Genomic DNA, 17,405 nt, shown 5'->3' with positions numbered 1-17,405 from the left:
GATCCAGAGCATGCTGGCCGAGGACCCCACCGTGGCCGAGCAGGGCATCACAGTGGTGCGGCGGGAGAACGGGCTGGTGCTCTACGGCGAGGTGGAGAGCCCGCACCGGCGGGAGGAGATCCTGCGGCGGGTGGCCGAGCGCTTCCCGGACACGCCCGTGACCAGCGACATCGGGGTGATCCGTACGCAGGCGCCCACCCAGGTCGAGGAGTTGCCGTGAGGGAGGTTCGATGGTGATCCGGATCGCCGCCGTGGGCGACGTGCATCTGGACGAGGACGTGGTGGGCCGGTTCCGTCCGGCGCTGGAGGAACTGCCCGGCTGCGCCGACGTGCTGCTGCTCGCCGGTGACCTGACCCGGCACGGCACCGAGGCCGAGGCGCGGTGCGTGGCCCGCGAGTTCGGCGACCTCGGCGTACCGGTGATCACCGTGCTCGGCAACCACGACCACCAGTGCGACGAGGTGCCGCAGGTGGTGAAGGTGCTGGAGGACGCCGGGATCACGGTGCTGGAGGGCACCGGCACTGTGGTGGACACCCCCGGCGGGCGGCTCGGGGTGGCCGGCGTGAAGGGGTTCGGCGGCGGGTTCGCCGGGCGGTGCGCCAGCGACTTCGGCGAGCCGGAGATGAAGGCGTTCGTGCGGACCACCCGGGAGAGCGCCGACGCGCTCACCGGCGCGCTGCTCTCGCTGGAGTGCGACGCGCTCGTCGCGCTCACCCACTACTCCCCCGTACCGGACACGCTGGCCGGCGAGCCGCTGGAGATCTACCCGTTCCTCGGCTGCTACCAGCTCGGCCAGGCGATCGACTCCGCGCCCACCGCGCTGGCGCTGCACGGGCACGCCCACCACGGCACCGAGCGCGGCACCACACCGGGCGGCGTACGGGTCCGCAACGTGGCCCACCCGGTGATCAAGCAGGCGTACAGCGTCTTCCACCTGGGCGGTGATCAGGTCGACTGACCGGGAGGTTTCCGGTAACGGGCGCACGGGTATTCAGCCGACATGGAGCTGATTCTCTGGATTCTCGCAGTCGTACTGGTGGTCGCCGGAATTCTCGCCCTGTTCCGCCGGCAGATCCTCTGGGGCATCGTCCTCATCGTCGTCGGCCTGCTGGTCGGCCCGGGTGGCGTCAGCATCTTCAACACGTAACGCGGTTCTCGTTCCCGCCGGGGTCGCCGGGCCCGGGCGTTCCGTCCTGCCGGACCGGAACGCCCGGGTCGGGTGACCCCGGCTCTTCCGCGTCCGGGTCCGGTGACGCCCGGGCGTTTGCCGGGCCGGTCGAGCGGAAACATCTCGACCATGGAGATGTCGCAGAGTGGCACCCGGCGCACCACCGGAGCCCGTACGTGGTTGGCGCTGCTCGGCTTCGCCGCCGCCACCTTCGCCGCCGCCGCGATCGGCGGGCTGGGTGTCCAGGGCACCTCCGCCGAGTACCAGAGCCTGGAGCAGCCCGCCTGGGCGCCGCCGTCGTGGCTGTTCGGCCCGGCCTGGACCGTGCTCTACGCGCTCATCGCGATCGCCGGCTGGCTGGTCTGGCGCCGGGCCGGTTTCGGTCCCGCGGTCTGGGCCTGGGTGGTCCAGCTCGTGCTCAACGCGATCTGGACCCCGCTGTTCTTCGGCGCCGGGGCGTACGGGCTGGCGTTCGCCGAGATCGTGCTGATGTGGCTGGCGATCGGCGTGACGGTGGCCCTGGTCCGGCGCGTCTCCCGGCCGGCCACGCTGCTGATGCTGCCGTACTGGGCCTGGGTGACGTTCGCGTCCGCGCTGAACTTCGCGGTGTGGCGGCTGAACTCCTGACCGGTACGGGCGCGGGGGCCGCTCGCCCCCGCGCCCGCCGGGTTCAGCAGCGGGGTACGCCCGGGATGTAGCCGTCGTACCCGGTGTAGACGTAGGCGTCGGAGATGAACCGGCCGGAGCCGATCCGGTCCCAGATCGAGCTGGTGCCGTACGTGCCGGTGACGCTGGTGCCGCTGGTCTGGCACTGGATGGTCACCTTCGCCCCGTCGGCCACCGTGCCGACCGAGCTGTAGCCGGTGCCGGGGCCCGAGCGGACCGTCAGCGGGGAGCCGGCCGTGTTGACGGTGCCCTCGCCGGTGTTCGTCCCGCCGCAGCCGTTGTCGCTGGTGTAGGTCTTGGTGCCCCAGTAGAGCGCCTGGACCCCGTTGAACTTGATCTTCACGGAGCTGCCGTCGATGCGCTGCTCGTAGTGCAGGTGCGGGCCGGTGGAGCCGCCGGTCGTGCCGACGTAGCCGATCACCCGGCCGTAGCCGACGGTCTGCCCGACCGAGACGTTGAAGGCGTTCAGGTGGGCGTAGTAGGTGGTGTGACCGCCGCCGTGGTTGATCCGGACGTACTTGCCGTAGCTGGTGTCGCCGAGGTTGGTGACCACGTCGACGGTGCCGGGCGCGCTGGCCACCACCGGGTCGCCCAGGTCGTCGGTGCGGTTGAAGTCGATCGCGTTCGCCGGGCTGTGGTTGGTCCGGGTCTGGCCGGACCAGGACTGGTTGCACGGGAACGGGACCTTGAACGTCGGCGCGGCCATCGCCGGCGCGGCCGGCACGAGAGTCGCCGCCAGGACCGCCGCGCTCGCCCCGAGGGCGAGCCATCGCTTCCGCATCCACTACCTCCAATGTTGAAAGTCTTCAATGTGATGCGGACATCGTGACAGAAAGTTCCGTTCCCGGGAAGATTCGTGGGAGCGCACCCAACGCCCGTGGTCAGGGTTTCGGGATTGTTACCGGGCCGTGTCCGGCCAGGGGTGGACCCGACACGATGCAAGCGCTTACATGTGAGGACGACCATCGGACCGGCGCGGGTTCGATCCCCCCACGCGCCGGCAAGGAAGGAGATCGGCATGGCGTTTGCCAGATCGCGCCAGGCGCTCGCGGTCGCCGGCGTCCTGGGGCTGGCGCTCGGCGTCGCCGCCTGCGGCACCGGCAACGACAAGAAGAGCAGCAACGCGGGCTCGGCCGAGTGCGGCGCATACGAGAAGTACGAGGGTCACGACGGCAAGAAGGTGACCATCTACTCCTCGATCCGTGACATCGAGGACGAGCGCCTCCAGCAGTCCTGGAAGGAGTTCGAGGACTGCACCGGCATCGAGATCGACCACGAGGGCTCCGGCGAGTTCGAGGCCCAGCTGCCGGTCCGGGTCGACGGCGGCAACGCCCCCGACCTCGCCTTCATCCCGCAGCCGGGTCTGCTGAAGCGGTTCGTCGACTCGGGCAAGCTCAAGCCGGCCGGCGCCGACACCAAGGCCATGGCCGAGCAGAACTACTCCGCCGACTGGCTGAAGTACAGCACCGTCAACGGCCAGTTCTACGGCGCCCCGCTCGGCTCCAACGTGAAGTCCTTCGTGTGGTACTCGCCGAAGACCTTCAAGGAGAAGGGCTGGACCGTCCCCACCACGTGGGACGACCTGATCAAGCTCTCCGACCAGATCGCGGCCAGCGGCACCAAGCCGTGGTGCGCCGGCATCGAGTCCGGTGACGCCACCGGCTGGCCGGCCACCGACTGGATCGAGGACGTGCTGCTGCGCACCGGCGGCCCGGACGTCTACGACAAGTGGACCACCCACGAGATCCCGTTCAACGACCCGCAGGTGGCCGACGCGCTCAACCGGGCCGGCACCATCCTGAAGAACGAGAAGTACGTCAACGGCGGCTTCGGCGGCGTGAAGAGCATCGCCACCACCTCGTTCCAGGAGGCGGGCACGCCGATCACCACCGGCAAGTGCGCGCTGCACCGGCAGGCGTCCTTCTACGCCAACCAGTGGCCCGAGGGCACCAAGGTGGCCGAGGACGGCGACGTCTTCGCGTTCTACTTCCCGGCCATCGACCCGTCGAAGGGCAAGCCGGTTCTGGGCGGCGGCGAGTTCGTCGCGGCCTTCGCCGACCGTCCCGAGGTCCAGGCGGTGCAGACCTACCTGGCCTCCGGCGAGTACGCCAACAGCCGCGCCAAGATCGGTGACTGGGTCTCCGCGAACAAGAAGCTGGACCTGAACAACGTCCCGAACCCGGTGGACAAGCTCTCCGTGGGCATCCTCCAGGACGAGAAGACGGTCTTCCGCTTCGACGGCTCGGACCTGATGCCGGCCGCGGTCGGCGCCGGCACCTTCTGGAAGGGCATGGTGGCCTGGATCAACGGCAAGGACACCACCGCCGTCCTGAACGACATCGAGGGCAGCTGGAAGTGATCTAGCAGGTGGCCCGGTCCGGTTCCCCCGGACCGGGCCACCTCTGCTAGCCGAACCCTTGAGGGAGGGTCGATGGAGTTCGACTTCGCGGCGGAGCAGCCGAAGTTCCTCATGCTGATGTACGGGCTGATCGCCTTCGTCGCGGTGGTGGGCGGGCTGCTCCTGCTCCTCGACGTGGTGCCGTCGTTCTTCGCCCGGCGCCGGGAGGCACAGCTCGTCGCGGCCTCGGCCAGCGGCGCGCCGCTGCCCCGCCGGCGCAAGCAGGGCGAGGGCGCGTTCGCGTTCTTCTTCCTGTTGCCGACGCTGCTGCTGCTCGCCGTCGGGCTGGTGGTCCCCGCCGTCCGCACCACGCTGCTCTCCTTCATGGACTCCGGCAGCAACGACTGGGTGGGCCTGGACAACTACCGCTGGATGTTCGCCGAGGACTCGATCGTCCGGGTCCTGATCAACACGCTGATCTGGGTGCTGCTGGTGCCGCTGGTGGCCACCGCGTTCGGCCTGATCTACGCGGTCCTGGTGGACAAGGCCCGGTTCGAGGCCGTGGCCAAGTCCCTGATCTTCCTGCCGATGGCGATCTCGTTCGTCGGCGCCTCCATCATCTGGAAGTTCGTCTACGCCTACCGGGGCGAGGGCGACCAGATCGGCCTGCTCAACCAGATCGTGGTGAGCCTGGGCGGCGAGCCGAAGCAGTGGCTGCTGGACTCGCCGCTGAACACGTTCCTGCTCATCGTGATCATGGTGTGGATCCAGGCCGGCTTCGCGATGGTGGTGCTCTCCGCCGCGATCAAGGCCATCCCGGCCGACATCGTCGAGGCGGCCCGCCTGGACGGCACCACCCCGTGGCAGATGTTCTGGCGGATCACCATTCCGAGCATCCGGCCGGCGCTGATCGTCGTGGTGGTGACGATCTCCATCGCCACGCTCAAGGTCTTCGACATCGTCCGGACCTCCACGAACGGCAACTACGACACGAACGTGATCGCGACCGAGATGTACAACCAGGCGTTCCGCTACCAGGAGAACGGTCAGGGCTCGGCGCTGGCGGTGTTCCTGTTCGTCCTGGTGATCCCGATCGTGATCTACCAGATCCGCAACCTGCGCAAGCAGCGGGAGGGCTGAGATGACCACCGCCACGCCCACCGTCGGAGTCGGCGCCCAGGCCACCGAGCCGACCACCCGGAGCGCACGGGTGCGCAAGCGCCTGAACAGCCGTACCGCCACGCTCGTGTCGATCGTCATCGCGATGCTCTGGACGATCCCGACCTTCGGCCTGTTCATCTCCTCGCTCCGGCCGGAGAACGAGATCAAGACCACCGGGTGGTGGACGTTCTTCACCAACCCGCAGATCACCCTGGAGAACTACCAGGAGGTGCTGTTCAGCCGCGGCTCGTCCGGGCAGTTGGCCAGCTACTTCATCAACTCGCTGGCGATCACCATCCCCTCGGTGCTCTTCCCCCTGGCCTTCGCGTCGCTCGCCGCGTACGCGCTGGCGTGGATGAACTTCAAGGGGCGGGACTGGGTCTACATCGGGATCTTCGCGCTCCAGATCGTGCCGTTGCAGATGGCCCTGGTGCCGCTGCTGCGGTTCTTCTCCACCGGCGTCACAGTCGCCGGGGTGCAGATCATGCCCGCGTGGGACCTGGTCGACGAGCAGAAGTTCGCCCAGGTGTGGTTCGCGCACACCTGCTTCGCGCTTCCGTTCGCCGTGTTCCTGCTGCACAACTTCATCTCGCAGCTCCCCGGCGACCTGATGGAGGCGGCCCGGGTCGACGGGGCCACCCACCCGAAGATCTTCCGCACCATCGTGCTGCCGCTGATCATGCCCGCGCTGGCGGCGTTCGGCATCTTCCAGTTCCTCTGGGTCTGGAACGACCTGCTGGTCGCGCTGATCTTCGCCGGTGGCGGCGACGAGACCGCCCCGATGACCGTCCGGCTCGCGGAGCTGGCCGGCACCCGGGGCAACGAGTGGCAGCGGCTGACGGCCGGCGCGTTCGTGTCGATCGTCGTACCGCTGATCGTGTTCCTGTCCCTCCAGCGCTTCTTCGTGCGAGGTCTGCTCGCCGGCAGCGTCAAGGGTTGATCCGGCGCCCCGCCGCCGGCACGGCCGGCGGCGGGGCCCGGGTCACAGCGGGGAGCTCACGATGACCAAGATTGACGACGTCGCCCGTCTGGCCGGGGTCTCCACGGCCACCGTCTCCCGGGCGCTGCGGGGCCTGCCGACGGTCTCGGCCGCGACCCGCCGCCGGGTGCTCGCCGCCGCCGAACAACTCCAGTACGCGGTGTCGCCCAGCGCGAGCCGGCTGGCCGGCGGCCGGACCGGCACGGTGGCGGTGGTGGTGCCCCGGATCACCAGGTGGTTCTTCGGCACGGTGGTCGAGGCGGTCGAGGAGTTCCTCCAGGACAGCGGCTACGACCTGCTGCTCTACAACCTCGGCGGCCGGGAGCGGACCCGGCAGCGGGTGCTGCGCACGGCCAGCCTGCACAAGCGCGTGGACGCGATCATCCTGGTCGCGACCCCGCTGCGCGCGGCCGACGTGCACGCGCTGACGAAGCTGGCCCTGCCGGGCGTGACGATCAGCTCCGGCAGCGAGGTGCCCGGGTGGCCCTGCGTCCGGATCGACGACGTGGCCGCCGCCCGGACCGCCACCCGCCACCTGCTCGACCTCGGCCACACCCGGATCGCGCACATCTCCGGCGACCCGGACGACGAACTGGCCTTCACCACCCACCTGGACCGGCGGCGCGGCTACCAGGAGGCGTTGCGGGCCGCCGGGCTGCGGCCCGATCCGAGCCTCGACGTCGAGTCGCGGTTCACCATCGACGGCGGCACCCGCGCCACTGCCGAGCTGCTGGCCCGGGGCGAGCCGCCGACCGCCATCTTCGCCGCCTGCGACGAGATGGCGATGGGCGCGATCACCGCGCTGCGTGACGCCGGGCTGCGGGTGCCGCAGGACGTGAGCGTGATGGGCATCGACGACCACGACCTGGCCGGCGTGCTCGGGCTCTCGACGATCGCCCAGCCCGCCGCCGACCAGGGGTCGCTCGCCGCCCGCATCCTGCTCGACCCGCTCGGCGTACGGGCCACCGAGCCGTATCCCGGCCTGGTGCCCGCGCCGCGCGGCGCCGACACCGGCGACGGGACACCACCCCCGGTGATCCTGCCCACTCGCCTGGTGGTGCGTGAATCGACCGCGCCGCCCCGGGCACACTGAACGAACTCGCTCGTCACCGCACCACCCAGACAGGAGTAAGGCGCTGAACACCGACGCGACGCAGCAGGCCCCGGGCACCGGCTGGTGGACCGAGGCGGTCATCTACCAGGTCTACCCGCGCTCGTTCGCCGACTCCGACGGCGACGGGATCGGCGACCTGCCGGGCATCACGTCCCGGCTCGACCACCTCGCCGAGCTGGGAGTCGACGCGGTCTGGCTGTCCCCGTTCTACCCGTCCCCGCAGGCCGACGCCGGGTACGACGTGTCCGACTACCGCGACGTCGATCCGCTGTTCGGCACGCTCGCCGACGCCGACAAGCTGATCGCCGAGGCGAAGGCCCGCGGGCTGCGGGTGATCGTCGACCTGGTGCCCAACCACACGTCGTCCGCGCACCGCTGGTTCACCGCGGCCGTGGCGGCCGCGCCGGGCAGCCCGGAGCGGCAGCGGTACGTCATCCGCGACGGCAAGGGCCCGGACGGCACCGAGCCGCCGAACGACTGGGTGAGCGTCTTCGGCGGGCCCGCCTGGACCCGGCTGCCCGACGGGCAGTGGTACCTGCACCTGTTCGACGCGGGCCAGCCCGACCTCAACTGGGACAACCCGGAGGTCCGCGCCGAGTTCCTCGACGTGCTGCGCTTCTGGCTGGACCGGGGCGTGGACGGCTTCCGGGTGGACGTGGCGCACGGCCTGATCAAGCAGGCCGACCTCGCCGACTGGCAGGAGCCGCAGGAGATCCTCTCCGGCAGCGAGGTGGACAAGCCGCGCCCGCCGATGTGGGACCAGGACGGCGTGCACGAGATCTACCGGGAGTGGCGCCGGGTGCTCGACTCGTACCCCGGTGAGCGCATCCTGGTCGCCGAGGCGTGGGTGGAGCCGGCCGAGCGGCTGGCCCGGTACGTGCGCCCCGACGAGATGCACCAGGCGTTCAACTTCGAGTACCTGCTGGCGGCGTGGAGCGCGCCGGCCCAGTACGCGGTGATCACCCGCTCGCTGGAGGCCACCGACGCGGTGGGCGCGCCGACCACCTGGGTGCTGTCCAACCACGACGTCGTCCGCCACGCCTCCCGGCTCGGGCTCGGCACCGCCGGCGGCCGGGCCAACGGCGTCGGCGTGGACGACCCGCAGCCGGACGCCGCGCTGGGCCTGCGCCGGGCCCGGGCGGCCAGCCTGCTGATGCTCGCGCTGCCCGGCTCCGCCTACCTCTACCAGGGCGAGGAACTGGGCCTGCCGGAGCACACCACGCTGCCCGACGAGGCCCGGCAGGACCCGACCTGGAAGCGCAGCGGCCACACCGAGCGCGGCCGGGACGGCTGCCGGGTGCCGATCCCGTGGGAGGCCGACGCCCCGTCGTACGGCTTCGGGCCGACCGACGCGAGCTGGCTGCCCCAGCCGCCGGTGTGGGCCGAGTACGCGCTGGACCGGCAGCGCGGCGTGCCCGGCTCGACGTACGAGCTGTACCGGACCGCGCTGCGGCTGCGCCGCGAGCACGCGCTGGCCCGGGGCCCGCTGCGGTTCCTGACCTCCGGCGACGAGGTGCTCACGTTCACCAACGGCGACCTCACCGTGCTGACCAACTTCGGTGCCGACCCGGCGCCGCTGCCGGCCGGTGCCCAGGTGCTGGTGTCGAGCGCGCCGCTCGACGGCGACGCGGTGCCGACCGACGTGACGGTCTGGTTCCGGAGCTGACGCAGCGGCCCCGCCGGACGGTCACCGTCCGGCGGGGCCCTCGCTCTCCAGCCGGCCGGCGCGGGCGTGCAGCAGGTCGTGCACCTGCGCGATGTCCCGGGGCGAGGTGCGGGCGGCCAGCCAGTACATGATCCCGGTCGGGATGAAGAACAGCTGGAACGCGGCCAGCCCGACCGCGTAGTTCAGCGGCGGCGGGAAGGCCGCCCGCAGCGCGGCGAACGCCACCCCGACCAGCCCGTTGCCCGCCGCCCGGCCCACGCCGTTGACCAGGTTGCCCAGGCTGTAGACGGTGCCCCGGTGCTCGGGCGGGTTGACGTCGGCGATCAGGGCGAACCAGTTCGGCGAGTTCGCCGACGTCAGCGCCAGCGCCACCACGGCGGTGAGCAGGCTCAGCCCCACCGACGGCTCGGTGAACACGCTGGACAGCACCGCAGTCACCACCGCGCCGGAACCGGCGCCGTCGGGCACGTCGATGCGGATCGGCACGAAGAACAGGACCAGGTAGAACGGCAGCGCCGCGAGGATGCCGACGGCCGCGACCATGGCCCGGCCACTCGGCGTACGCCGTTGCAGCGCGTCGCCCACCAGACCGCCCACGATGGACAGCACGCCGCCGAGCTGGAACAGCGTGGCGAAGACGCTGCCCACCACCACCGCCGTGGCGGGCGAGTAGCCCTGCGCCTCGGCCCGCTGGCTGAACAGCACCGGCAGCCAGACCAGCGAGCCGAACGCGGCCTGGGCGGTGAGCCCCTGGAGGATCAGCCAGCGGTTGGTCCGGCGGGCCAGGATCCGGGGCAGGTCGGCACGGCTGATCCGGTAGTCGTACTCGTTCCCGGCGTCGATCGCCCCGGCCAGCTCCGGTTCGCTCTGCCCGCGCCGGATGTCGTAGGTGAACAGGTACGCCACAGTGGCGGCCAGACCCACGCCGGTCAGCAGCAGGAACGGCCGTCGCCAGTCGGTCGCGCCGAGCACGCCGCCGAGCAGCGTCCCGGCCAGCGTGCCGACGCCCTGGGACAGGCCCCAGAAGCTCATCACCAGGCCCCGGCGGCGCGGTGAGATCAGGTCGGTGACCACCGAGAAACCGACCGACCCCACCGCGCCGAGCCCGACCGCGCCGACGAACTGCGCGATCAGGAACGTCGCGTACCCACCGGCGAGCGCGCTGCCGCCGGTGCCGGCCGCCCAGAGCAGCGTGCCGACCATGAGCAGCGGCTTGCGGTTGGTGCGGTCCCCCACGTACGCCCAGCCCACCGCCGCCACCGCGCTGACCAGGAAGCTGACGGCGGTGACCAGGCCGAGCATCCGCTGGGGTACGTCCAGCGCGGTGGAGATCGGCCCGTACAGCGGGGGCACCAGGCCGATCGCCACGTTGTCCAGCGAGGCGAGCACCACGAAGACCACGACGCTGTAGAACCGGTGTGCCGCGTTCCCGCGCCGGGAGATCCTGGTGCCCGTCATGCCGGGCAGCAAATCAGGTGCAGGTCACCTGCGCAGCACGACCCCCCGTACCGGCGTCATCCCCGCGCCTCGGCGTAGCGCTCGCGGATGGCGGGCACCGCGTCGCCGGTGTACTCCTCGGTGTCGCCGATCGACCAGGCGGGCGGGGTGTCGCCACCCAGCGCCACCCAGGCGGCCTGCCGGGCCGCGCCGTCGGCCACGTACTCCCCCGGCGGCGGCACCACCACCGGGCGGCCGAAGACCTGCGGCGCGATCCGGCGCACGGCCGCGGACCGGGCGCCGCCGCCGACCAGGATGATCCGGTCGGCGCGGGCGCCCTGCGCGATCAGCGCGTCCAGGCCGTCGGCCAGCCCGCAGAGCATGCCCTCGACGGCGGCCCGGGCCAGGTGCGCCGGGGTCGAGGTGCCGAGCGTGAGGCCGTGCAGGGTGCCGGTGGCGTGCGGCCGGTCCGGCGTCCGCTCCCCCTCCAGGTACGGCACCAGCACCAGCCCGTCCGCACCGGGCGGGGCGGACAGGGCCAGCTCGCCGAGCGTGTCGAGGTCGACGCCGAGCAGCGTCGCGGCGGCGTCCAGCACCCGGGCTGCGTTGAGCGTGCACACGAGCGGCAGGAACCGGCCGGTCGCGTCGGCGAATCCGGCCACCGCGCCGCCGGCGTCGGCGGCCGGCGTGTCCGCCACCGCGAACACGGTGCCGGAGGTGCCGATCGAGACGACCACGTCGCCCGGACCGGCCCCGGCCCCGAGCGCCGCGGCGGCGTTGTCCCCGGTGCCCGGCCCGAGGAGCACCGGACCGGCGGCACCGGTTCCCGGGCTCCCGGCCGTACCGGACGCCGCGCCGCCGCCGAGCACCGCCGGGTCGAGGTGCCCGGCCGCCTCGGCCGGGCCGAGCACGACCGGCACCTTCGGGCGCCGGCCGAAGGCCCGCTCCAGCAGGTCCAGCCGGTACTCGCCGGTGCGCGGCGACCAGTAGCCGGTGCCGCTGGCGTCGCCCCGGTCGGTGCGCAGCGCGTCCAGGCCGGGAGCGCCCGCCAGCCGCCAGGTGAGCCAGTCGTGCGGCAGGCAGACCGCTGCCACCCGATCGGCGTTGTCCGGCTCGTGCCGGGCCAGCCAGCGCAGCTTCGTCGCGGTGAAGCTGGCCACCGGCACCGCGCCGGTCGCCTCGGCCCAGAACCGGCGGCCGGCCTCCCCGCCGCCGGCCTCCTCGACCAGTTCCCGGGCCGCGTCGGCGGAACGGGTGTCGTTCCACAGCAGCGCCGGGCGGACCACCTCACCGGAGGCGTCCAGGCAGACCATGCCGTGCTGCTGGCCGCCGACCGAGACGGCTGCCACGTCGGCCAGGCCACCGGCCTCGGCGACCGCCGTCCGCAGGGCCTCCCACCAGGCGTACGGGTCGACCTCGGTGCCGGGCGGGTGCGGCGCGCGGCCCTGCCGGACCAGCGCGCCGGTCTCCGCGTCCCGGACGACCACCTTGCAGGACTGGGTCGACGAGTCGACCCCCGCGACGAGCGGCATGGCGGCCCGCCTCAGCGCGCGCCGAGCACGTGCTCGACGGCGAGCTGGTTGAGCCGGACGAAGCCGAAGCCCTTCGCCCCGGCGGCCTCCGGGTCGAACTCCTCGAACGCGGTCCGGTCGGCCAGCAGCTCGCGGTAGCCCTCACCGGGGTTGAGCGTCGGGGTGGCCAGCTCGGCCACCCGGGCGGCGGCGAGCGCCTCGACCACCTCCGGGTCGGCGCGGAACGCCGCGGCCCGCTCCTTGAGCAGCAGGTACGTCCGCATGTTCGCCTCGGCGGAGGCCCACACGCCGGTCATGTCCTCGGTGCGGGACGGCTTGTAGTCGAAGTGGCGCGGGCCGTCGTAGGCCGGGCCGCCGTTCGGGCCGCCGTGCTCCAGCAGGTCGACCAGGGCGAACGCGTTGAGCAGGTCGCCGTGGCCGAAGACCAGGTCCTGGTCGTACTTGATGCCGCGCTGGCCGTTGAGGTCGATGTGGAACAGCTTGCCCTGCCAGAGCGCCTGGGCGATGCCGTGGGCGAAGTTCAGCCCGGCCATCTGCTCGTGCCCGACCTCCGGGTTGAGCCCGACCATCTCGGGGCGGGCCAGCGTGGAGATGAAGCCGAGCGCGTGCCCGACGGTGGGCAGCAGGATGTCGCCCCGGGGCTCGTTCGGCTTGGGCTCCAGCGCGAAGCGCAGGTCGTAGCCGTTGTCGACGACGTACTCGCAGAGCAGGTCGACCGCTTCGCGGTAGCGGTCCAGCGCGGCCTGGACGTCCTTGGCCACGTCGTACTCGGCGCCCTCCCGGCCGCCCCACATGACGAACGTCTTCGCGCCCATCTCGGCGGCGAGGTCGATGTTGCGCAGCACCTTGCGCAGCGCGTACCGGCGCACGTCGCGGTCATTGCTGGTGAAGCCGCCGTCCTTGAACACCGGGTGGTTGAACAGGTTGGTGGTGACCATCGGCACGACCAGGCCGGTCTCGTCGAGGGCCTTGCGGAAGCGGCTCAGCCGGGCGTCGCGGGTGGCCGCGTCCGCGCCGAACGGGACCAGGTCGTCGTCGTGGAAGGTGATGCCGTACGCGCCCAGCTCGGCGAGCCGGTGCACCGCCTCTACGGCGTCCAGCTCGGGGCGGGTGGCGTCCCCGAACGGGTCACGGGCCGGCCAGCCCACCGTCCAGAGGCCGAAGGAGAACTTGTCCGCGGGGGTGGGGCGGGGTGCCATGGCAGACCTCCAGGTGGTGGTGTCGTCCGCGATTTGTTCAGCGGTTGAATTAAATGGCGGCGATGTGGCAGTGTCAAGAGGTGACAAGCACCAGCACCGCCGGGGCGGTCCGGCAGGGCAGCCTGCGCGAGTTGAACCTCGCGGTGGTGCTCCGGCGGATCGCCGCCGCCGAACGGCCGCCCTCGCGCGCCGGGATCGCCGCCGACACCGGCCTCACCCGGGCCACCGTCTCCGCCGTGGTGGACGACCTGATCGCCGGCCGGCTGGTCGTCGAGGCGGAGCCGGAACCGCGTACCGGAGCGGGCCGCCCGGCCCGGGGCCTCGTGCTCGCCTCCGACGGCCCGGCCGGGCTCGGCCTGGAGGTGAACGTCGACTACCTGGCGGCCTGCGTCGTCGACCTCACCGGCACGGTCCGGCACCACCTGGTCCGCCGCGCCGACCTGCGCCCGGTCTCCCCCGCCGACGCGCTCGCCCGGCTCGCCGCGCTGGCCGCCGAGGCGCGCGCCGCCGCCGTACGCGACGGGCTGACCCTGGCCGGCGCGGCGCTCGCCGTGCCCGGCCTGGTGGGCGACGGCGGCCTGGTCCGGCTCGCGCCGAACCTCGGCTGGCGGGACGTGGACGTGCCGGCGCTGCTCACCGGTCACCCGCTGGCCGAGCCGGTCGACGGGGTGCCCCCGCTGGTGGTCGACAACGAGGCGAACCTGGCCGCACTCGGCGAGCTGTACGCCGGCCCGGGCGGCGCGCGCAGCTTCCTGCACGTCACCGGCGAGATCGGCATCGGCGCCGGGATCGTGCTCGACGGCGCGCTCTACCGGGGCGCACGCGGCTGGAGCGGAGAGATCGGTCACTTCCCGGTGCAGCCGCAGGGCCGGCCGTGCCGCTGCGGCGGCCAGGGCTGCCTGGAGCGGTACGCGGGCCAGGAGGCGATCCTCGCCGCCGCCGGACTGCCCGGCGCGGAACTTCCGGCGGACACCGCCGCCACCCGGCTCGCCGACCTGGCCGAAGCCGGTGACCCGGCCACGCTGACCGCCCTGATCGACGCCGGCACCGCCCTCGGGATCGCCGTCGCGGGCGTGGTGAACCTGCTGGATCTGGACACCGTGGTGCTCGGGGGCGGATACGCCCGGCTCGCGCCCTGGCTGCGGCCGACGGTGGAGGCGGAGGTCTCCCGGCGGGTGCTCACCGCCGGATGGGCGCCGGTCACGGTGCGTCCGGCAGTGCTCGGGGCGCAGTCCGCGGCGGTCGGCGGCGCCGGCTCGGTGGTCCGCCGGATCGTCGACCGGCCGGTGGGCTGGCTGGCCCGGACCACCTGATCCGGGATGATCCTGGACGGGCATTCCGTGCCTGCGCTCGGTACGCTTGCCGCCAGGCAACATGTCGCCGAGTGAGGGGTGCACCGACAGCATGCGCAGGGGTCGACCGACCGAAGCGCCCGGCCACCGGAGGTGACCGCCGCGCGCCGGGGCGGTGTCGCGGGGCCGGTCAGCGGCGGTGGACACGCCTCGCGGAGACGGCCCCGGCGGGTTGCCGAGGCCGCGCTGCCGGCTGACGACCACCTGGCCCGGGAGCTGCTGGACGGGCTCGCCGAGGCGGTCGTGACCGTCGACCACGGCGGGGTGGTGACGCTCGTCAACGCGATGGCCGCCGACCTGCTCCCCGAGGTGACGCCCGGCGTCGACCTGAGCGCGTGCCGGGTGCCGGCGCTGGCCGACGCGGCCGCCGCCGGGTCGGACGCGTTCGAGACCGACCACCACGGCCGGCGGCTGCGCGGCGTGCGGCGTCCCCTGGCCGACGACCGCAGCGCCTGGTACGTCCGGGACGTCACCGAGGAACACGCGCGCACCGACGCGCTGCTCGCCGAACGGTCGCGCACCGCGTTCCTCGCCGAGGCGGGCAGCCGGCTCGGGCTGTCCCTGCACCGCGAGCAGACGCTGCGTACCGCCGTGACGCTGCCGGTGCCCTACCTGGCCGACGCGGCAGTCGTGGTGCACCGCCCGCCGCCACCCGCCGAGGACCAGCCGCACTGGATCCGGTACGCCACCGGCGACCCCGGCCCGGTCACCGGCCTGGCCGGCTGGCCCACCCTGGAGTCGGTGCCCGGCCTGGTCGAGGCGCTCGACGGCGACCTCACCGAACCGAGCCCCTGGCTGGACGCCGAGCTGGCCGACCTGGCCGAGGTGCTGCCCGCCGGATTCGGCCGCCCGGGCACCGTGCTGATCAGCCCGATGCCCAGCGCCGGTGGTCCGGCCGGCGCGCTGGTGCTGGCCCGCCGCCGGGAGCGGCCCGGTTTCGACAGCCGGGAGATCGGCCTGGCCCGGGAGTTCGCCGGCCGGGCCGGCGCCGCGCTGGCCGCGGCCGAGCTGTACGGCGAGCAGGCGCACCTGGCCCGGGTGCTCCAGAACAGCCTGCTCCCGCCGGCGCTGCCCCGCCTGCCCGGGATGACGCTCGCCGGCGGTTACCGCGCCGCCGGGGACAGCCTGCGCATCGGCGGCGACTTCTACGACCTGTTCCCCACCGGCGACGGCGGCCTGTTCGCGCTCGGCGACGTCTGCGGCAAGGGCGTCGGCGCGGCCGTGCTGACCGGCCGGGTCCGCCAGTCGCTGCAGACCCTGCGCCTGGTCGAGCAACGCCCCCGGGAGCTGCTGGAACTGCTCAACCGGGCGCTGCTGGACGCTCCCGACGCGGCCCGCCGGGCCCAGTTCACCACGCTCCTGCTCGGTGCGCTGCGCCGCGAGCCGGACGGCGGGCTGCTGATCCGGGTGGCAGGTGGCGGGCACCCGTCGCCGCTCGTCGTCCGCGCCGGCGGCGGCGTCGAGACGGTCCGGGTGGGCGGCATGCCGGTGGGCGCGCTCACCGACGCCCGGTTCGCCGACAGCGAGGTACGGCTGGCGCCGGGTGACCTGCTGCTGGCGTACACCGACGGGGTGACCGAGGCCCGGGGCGGCCCGACCGAGCCGGCCATGTTCGGCGACGCCCGGTTGCGTCAGGCGCTCGCCACCGGCGCCGGGCTTCCGCCCGCCGCGCTCGTCGACCGGGTGCTCCAGCTCGTCGACGAATGGCTGGACGGGCAGCCCCACGACGACATCGCCATGCTCGCCGTGGCGGCCGGGTGACGCCGCCGCCTGACCGCCCCACCCCCGCGGCCGGGCGCCGGATCGGGCCGGAGACGCTCGCCGCGTACCTCGACCGCCTGGACGCCGCCGACGGGGCCGGCGCGGTCGCGCTGGCGCGCGGCCTGCTGGCCGACGGCTTCTCGGTCGCGGACGTCCTGGTCGACCTGGTCGCGGCGGCGCAGCGGGAGGTCGGCCGGCGCTGGCTCACCGGCTCGTGGAGCGTCGCCCAGGAGCACGCCGCCACCCACGTCAGCGAGCAGGTGGTGGACGCGCTGGGCGCGACGGCCGGCCCGCCGCGGCGCGGTCACGTGGTGATGGCCTGCGTGGAGGGCGAGTGGCACGCGCTGGCCGCCCGCATCGTCACCGAGGTGGTCCGGGCGGCCGGCTGGCGGGTCACGTTCCTCGGCGCCAGCGTGCCGGCCCGGCATCTGGTCTCCTACCTGCATCAGACCGGCCCGGACGCGGTGCTGCTGAGCTGCGTACAGCCGAACCGGCTGGTCCGGGCGGCGCGGATGGTGGAGGCCAGCCGCGCGGCCGGGGTGCCGGTCCTGGCCGGTGGTCCCGGCTTCGGCCCGGACGGCCGGTGGGCCACCGCGATCGGCGCGGCGGGCTGGGGCGCCAGCGCCCGGGACGCGGTGGCGCTGCTGGAACGGCCGCTGTCGGCCGCGCACACCGGAGCGCCGCCGCCCCCGCCCGACGACTCGTACGTGGCGGTGCTGCACCGGCGGCGTGAGCTGGTCGGGCTCGCGCTCGCCACGGTGGACCCGCCCGAGGAGCACGCCGAGGATGTCGCCGCCGGTATCGCGCACCTGGTGGACGCACTGATCGCGGCCGTGCGGGTGGACGACGACCGGCTGCTGCGCGACTTCGTCGGGTGGCAGGAGGAGGCGCTGACGTCCCGGGGCGGCCGGGCGCTGCTGGACGAGGTGCTCGGCACGCTGGAGCGGGCGCTCACCGAGCATCCCCGGGTGGTGGCCCGGTTGCGGGCCGCCCGCGAAGGCGCGCCGGACGATCCCGGCCGGGCCGGCTGA

The 17,405-nt window shown here is 73.3% G+C and carries 15 protein-coding genes and 1 pseudogene; 12 read left to right on the top strand and 4 right to left on the bottom strand.

Annotation, left to right across the window (positions count from 1 at the left end; all coding sequences use genetic code 11):
- Positions 1-10 precede the first annotated feature (10 nt).
- From ACN27C_RS14755 to ACN27C_RS14740, 4 genes and pseudogenes are all read left to right on the top strand, one after another.
- Positions 11-220, top strand: a complete 210-nt coding sequence (locus tag ACN27C_RS14755) for a hypothetical protein (RefSeq protein ID WP_225853111.1) — start codon at positions 11-13, stop codon at positions 218-220.
- Positions 221-230: 10 nt separating this feature from the next.
- A pseudogene (locus ACN27C_RS14750) lies at positions 231-1,011 on the top strand (metallophosphoesterase family protein).
- A complete protein-coding gene (locus ACN27C_RS14745; RefSeq protein WP_013288160.1) occupies positions 1,002-1,148 on the top strand; it encodes a GPGG-motif small membrane protein in 147 nt (48 codons plus the stop codon). Before ACN27C_RS14750 ends, ACN27C_RS14745 begins: the two are co-directional and overlap by 10 nt.
- Positions 1,149-1,298: 150 nt before the next feature.
- Complete coding sequence (locus tag ACN27C_RS14740; protein WP_422751407.1) at positions 1,299-1,796, top strand: TspO/MBR family protein; 498 nt, start codon at positions 1,299-1,301, stop codon at positions 1,794-1,796.
- Positions 1,797-1,839: 43 nt separating this feature from the next.
- On the opposite strand, the gene ACN27C_RS14735 is transcribed toward ACN27C_RS14740, so the two are convergent.
- Complete coding sequence (locus tag ACN27C_RS14735) at positions 1,840-2,616, bottom strand: M23 family metallopeptidase (protein ID WP_120573485.1); 777 nt, start codon at positions 2,614-2,616, stop codon at positions 1,840-1,842.
- Between the two features lie 237 nt (positions 2,617-2,853).
- Here ACN27C_RS14735 and ACN27C_RS14730 point away from each other — a divergent pair, with 237 nt between their 5' ends.
- The 5 genes from ACN27C_RS14730 to ACN27C_RS14710 all read left to right on the top strand — a co-directional run bounded on the left by ACN27C_RS14730 (position 2,854) and on the right by ACN27C_RS14710 (position 9,093).
- Positions 2,854-4,194 carry an ABC transporter substrate-binding protein gene (locus tag ACN27C_RS14730; RefSeq protein WP_120573484.1) on the top strand — a complete coding sequence of 447 codons (1,341 nt, stop codon included), beginning with the start codon at positions 2,854-2,856 and terminating at the stop codon, positions 4,192-4,194.
- Positions 4,195-4,266: 72 nt separating this feature from the next.
- Complete coding sequence (locus ACN27C_RS14725; protein WP_120573483.1) at positions 4,267-5,313, top strand: carbohydrate ABC transporter permease; 1,047 nt, start codon at positions 4,267-4,269, stop codon at positions 5,311-5,313.
- Between the two features lies 1 nt (position 5,314).
- The gene (locus tag ACN27C_RS14720; RefSeq protein WP_120573482.1) at positions 5,315-6,274 is read left to right on the top strand and encodes a carbohydrate ABC transporter permease; all 960 of its coding nucleotides are present in this window, start codon (positions 5,315-5,317) and stop codon (positions 6,272-6,274) included.
- A gap of 61 nt (positions 6,275-6,335) precedes the next feature.
- Positions 6,336-7,406, top strand: a complete 1,071-nt coding sequence (locus tag ACN27C_RS14715; RefSeq protein WP_422751406.1) for a LacI family DNA-binding transcriptional regulator — start codon at positions 6,336-6,338, stop codon at positions 7,404-7,406.
- A 43-nt stretch (positions 7,407-7,449) separates the two neighbouring features.
- Positions 7,450-9,093, top strand: coding sequence for an alpha-amylase family glycosyl hydrolase (locus ACN27C_RS14710; RefSeq protein ID WP_422751625.1), 1,644 nt, complete (start codon positions 7,450-7,452; stop codon positions 9,091-9,093).
- Between the two features lie 21 nt (positions 9,094-9,114).
- Here the strand turns inward: ACN27C_RS14710 and ACN27C_RS14705 are convergent, their stop codons facing one another.
- Genes ACN27C_RS14705 through xylA form a run of 3 tightly spaced genes read right to left on the bottom strand, consistent with a single transcriptional unit; the run spans position 9,115 to position 13,261 of the window.
- Positions 9,115-10,551, bottom strand: coding sequence for an MFS transporter (locus ACN27C_RS14705; protein WP_252450352.1), 1,437 nt, complete (start codon positions 10,549-10,551; stop codon positions 9,115-9,117).
- A 56-nt stretch (positions 10,552-10,607) separates the two neighbouring features.
- Positions 10,608-12,062 (bottom strand): xylulokinase, encoded by a 1,455-nt coding sequence (gene xylB / locus ACN27C_RS14700; protein WP_422751405.1) that lies wholly within the window; start codon positions 12,060-12,062, stop codon positions 10,608-10,610.
- Between the two features lie 11 nt (positions 12,063-12,073).
- On the bottom strand, positions 12,074-13,261 hold the full coding sequence (xylA, locus tag ACN27C_RS14695) for a xylose isomerase (protein WP_013288170.1): 1,188 nt from the start codon (positions 13,259-13,261) through the stop codon (positions 12,074-12,076).
- Between the two features lie 53 nt (positions 13,262-13,314).
- Between xylA and ACN27C_RS14690 the strand changes: the two genes are divergently transcribed.
- The 3 genes from ACN27C_RS14690 to ACN27C_RS14680 all read left to right on the top strand — a co-directional run bounded on the left by ACN27C_RS14690 (position 13,315) and on the right by ACN27C_RS14680 (position 17,405).
- Positions 13,315-14,574 (top strand): ROK family protein, encoded by a 1,260-nt coding sequence (locus ACN27C_RS14690; protein ID WP_422751404.1) that lies wholly within the window; start codon positions 13,315-13,317, stop codon positions 14,572-14,574.
- Positions 14,575-14,706: 132 nt separating this feature from the next.
- A complete protein-coding gene (locus ACN27C_RS14685; protein WP_422751403.1) occupies positions 14,707-16,374 on the top strand; it encodes a PP2C family protein-serine/threonine phosphatase in 1,668 nt (555 codons plus the stop codon).
- Positions 16,371-17,405 (top strand): B12-binding domain-containing protein, encoded by a 1,035-nt coding sequence (locus ACN27C_RS14680; protein ID WP_396852909.1) that lies wholly within the window; start codon positions 16,371-16,373, stop codon positions 17,403-17,405. The genes ACN27C_RS14685 and ACN27C_RS14680 overlap by 4 nt, the downstream gene beginning before the upstream one ends.

Source organism: Micromonospora sp. WMMD1219, assembly GCF_049315215.1.
GTDB lineage: Bacteria > Actinomycetota > Actinomycetes > Mycobacteriales > Micromonosporaceae > Micromonospora > Micromonospora tulbaghiae.
The sequence above is the reverse complement of the archived record's forward strand: the minus strand, read 5'-3'. Positions and strand labels throughout refer to the sequence as shown.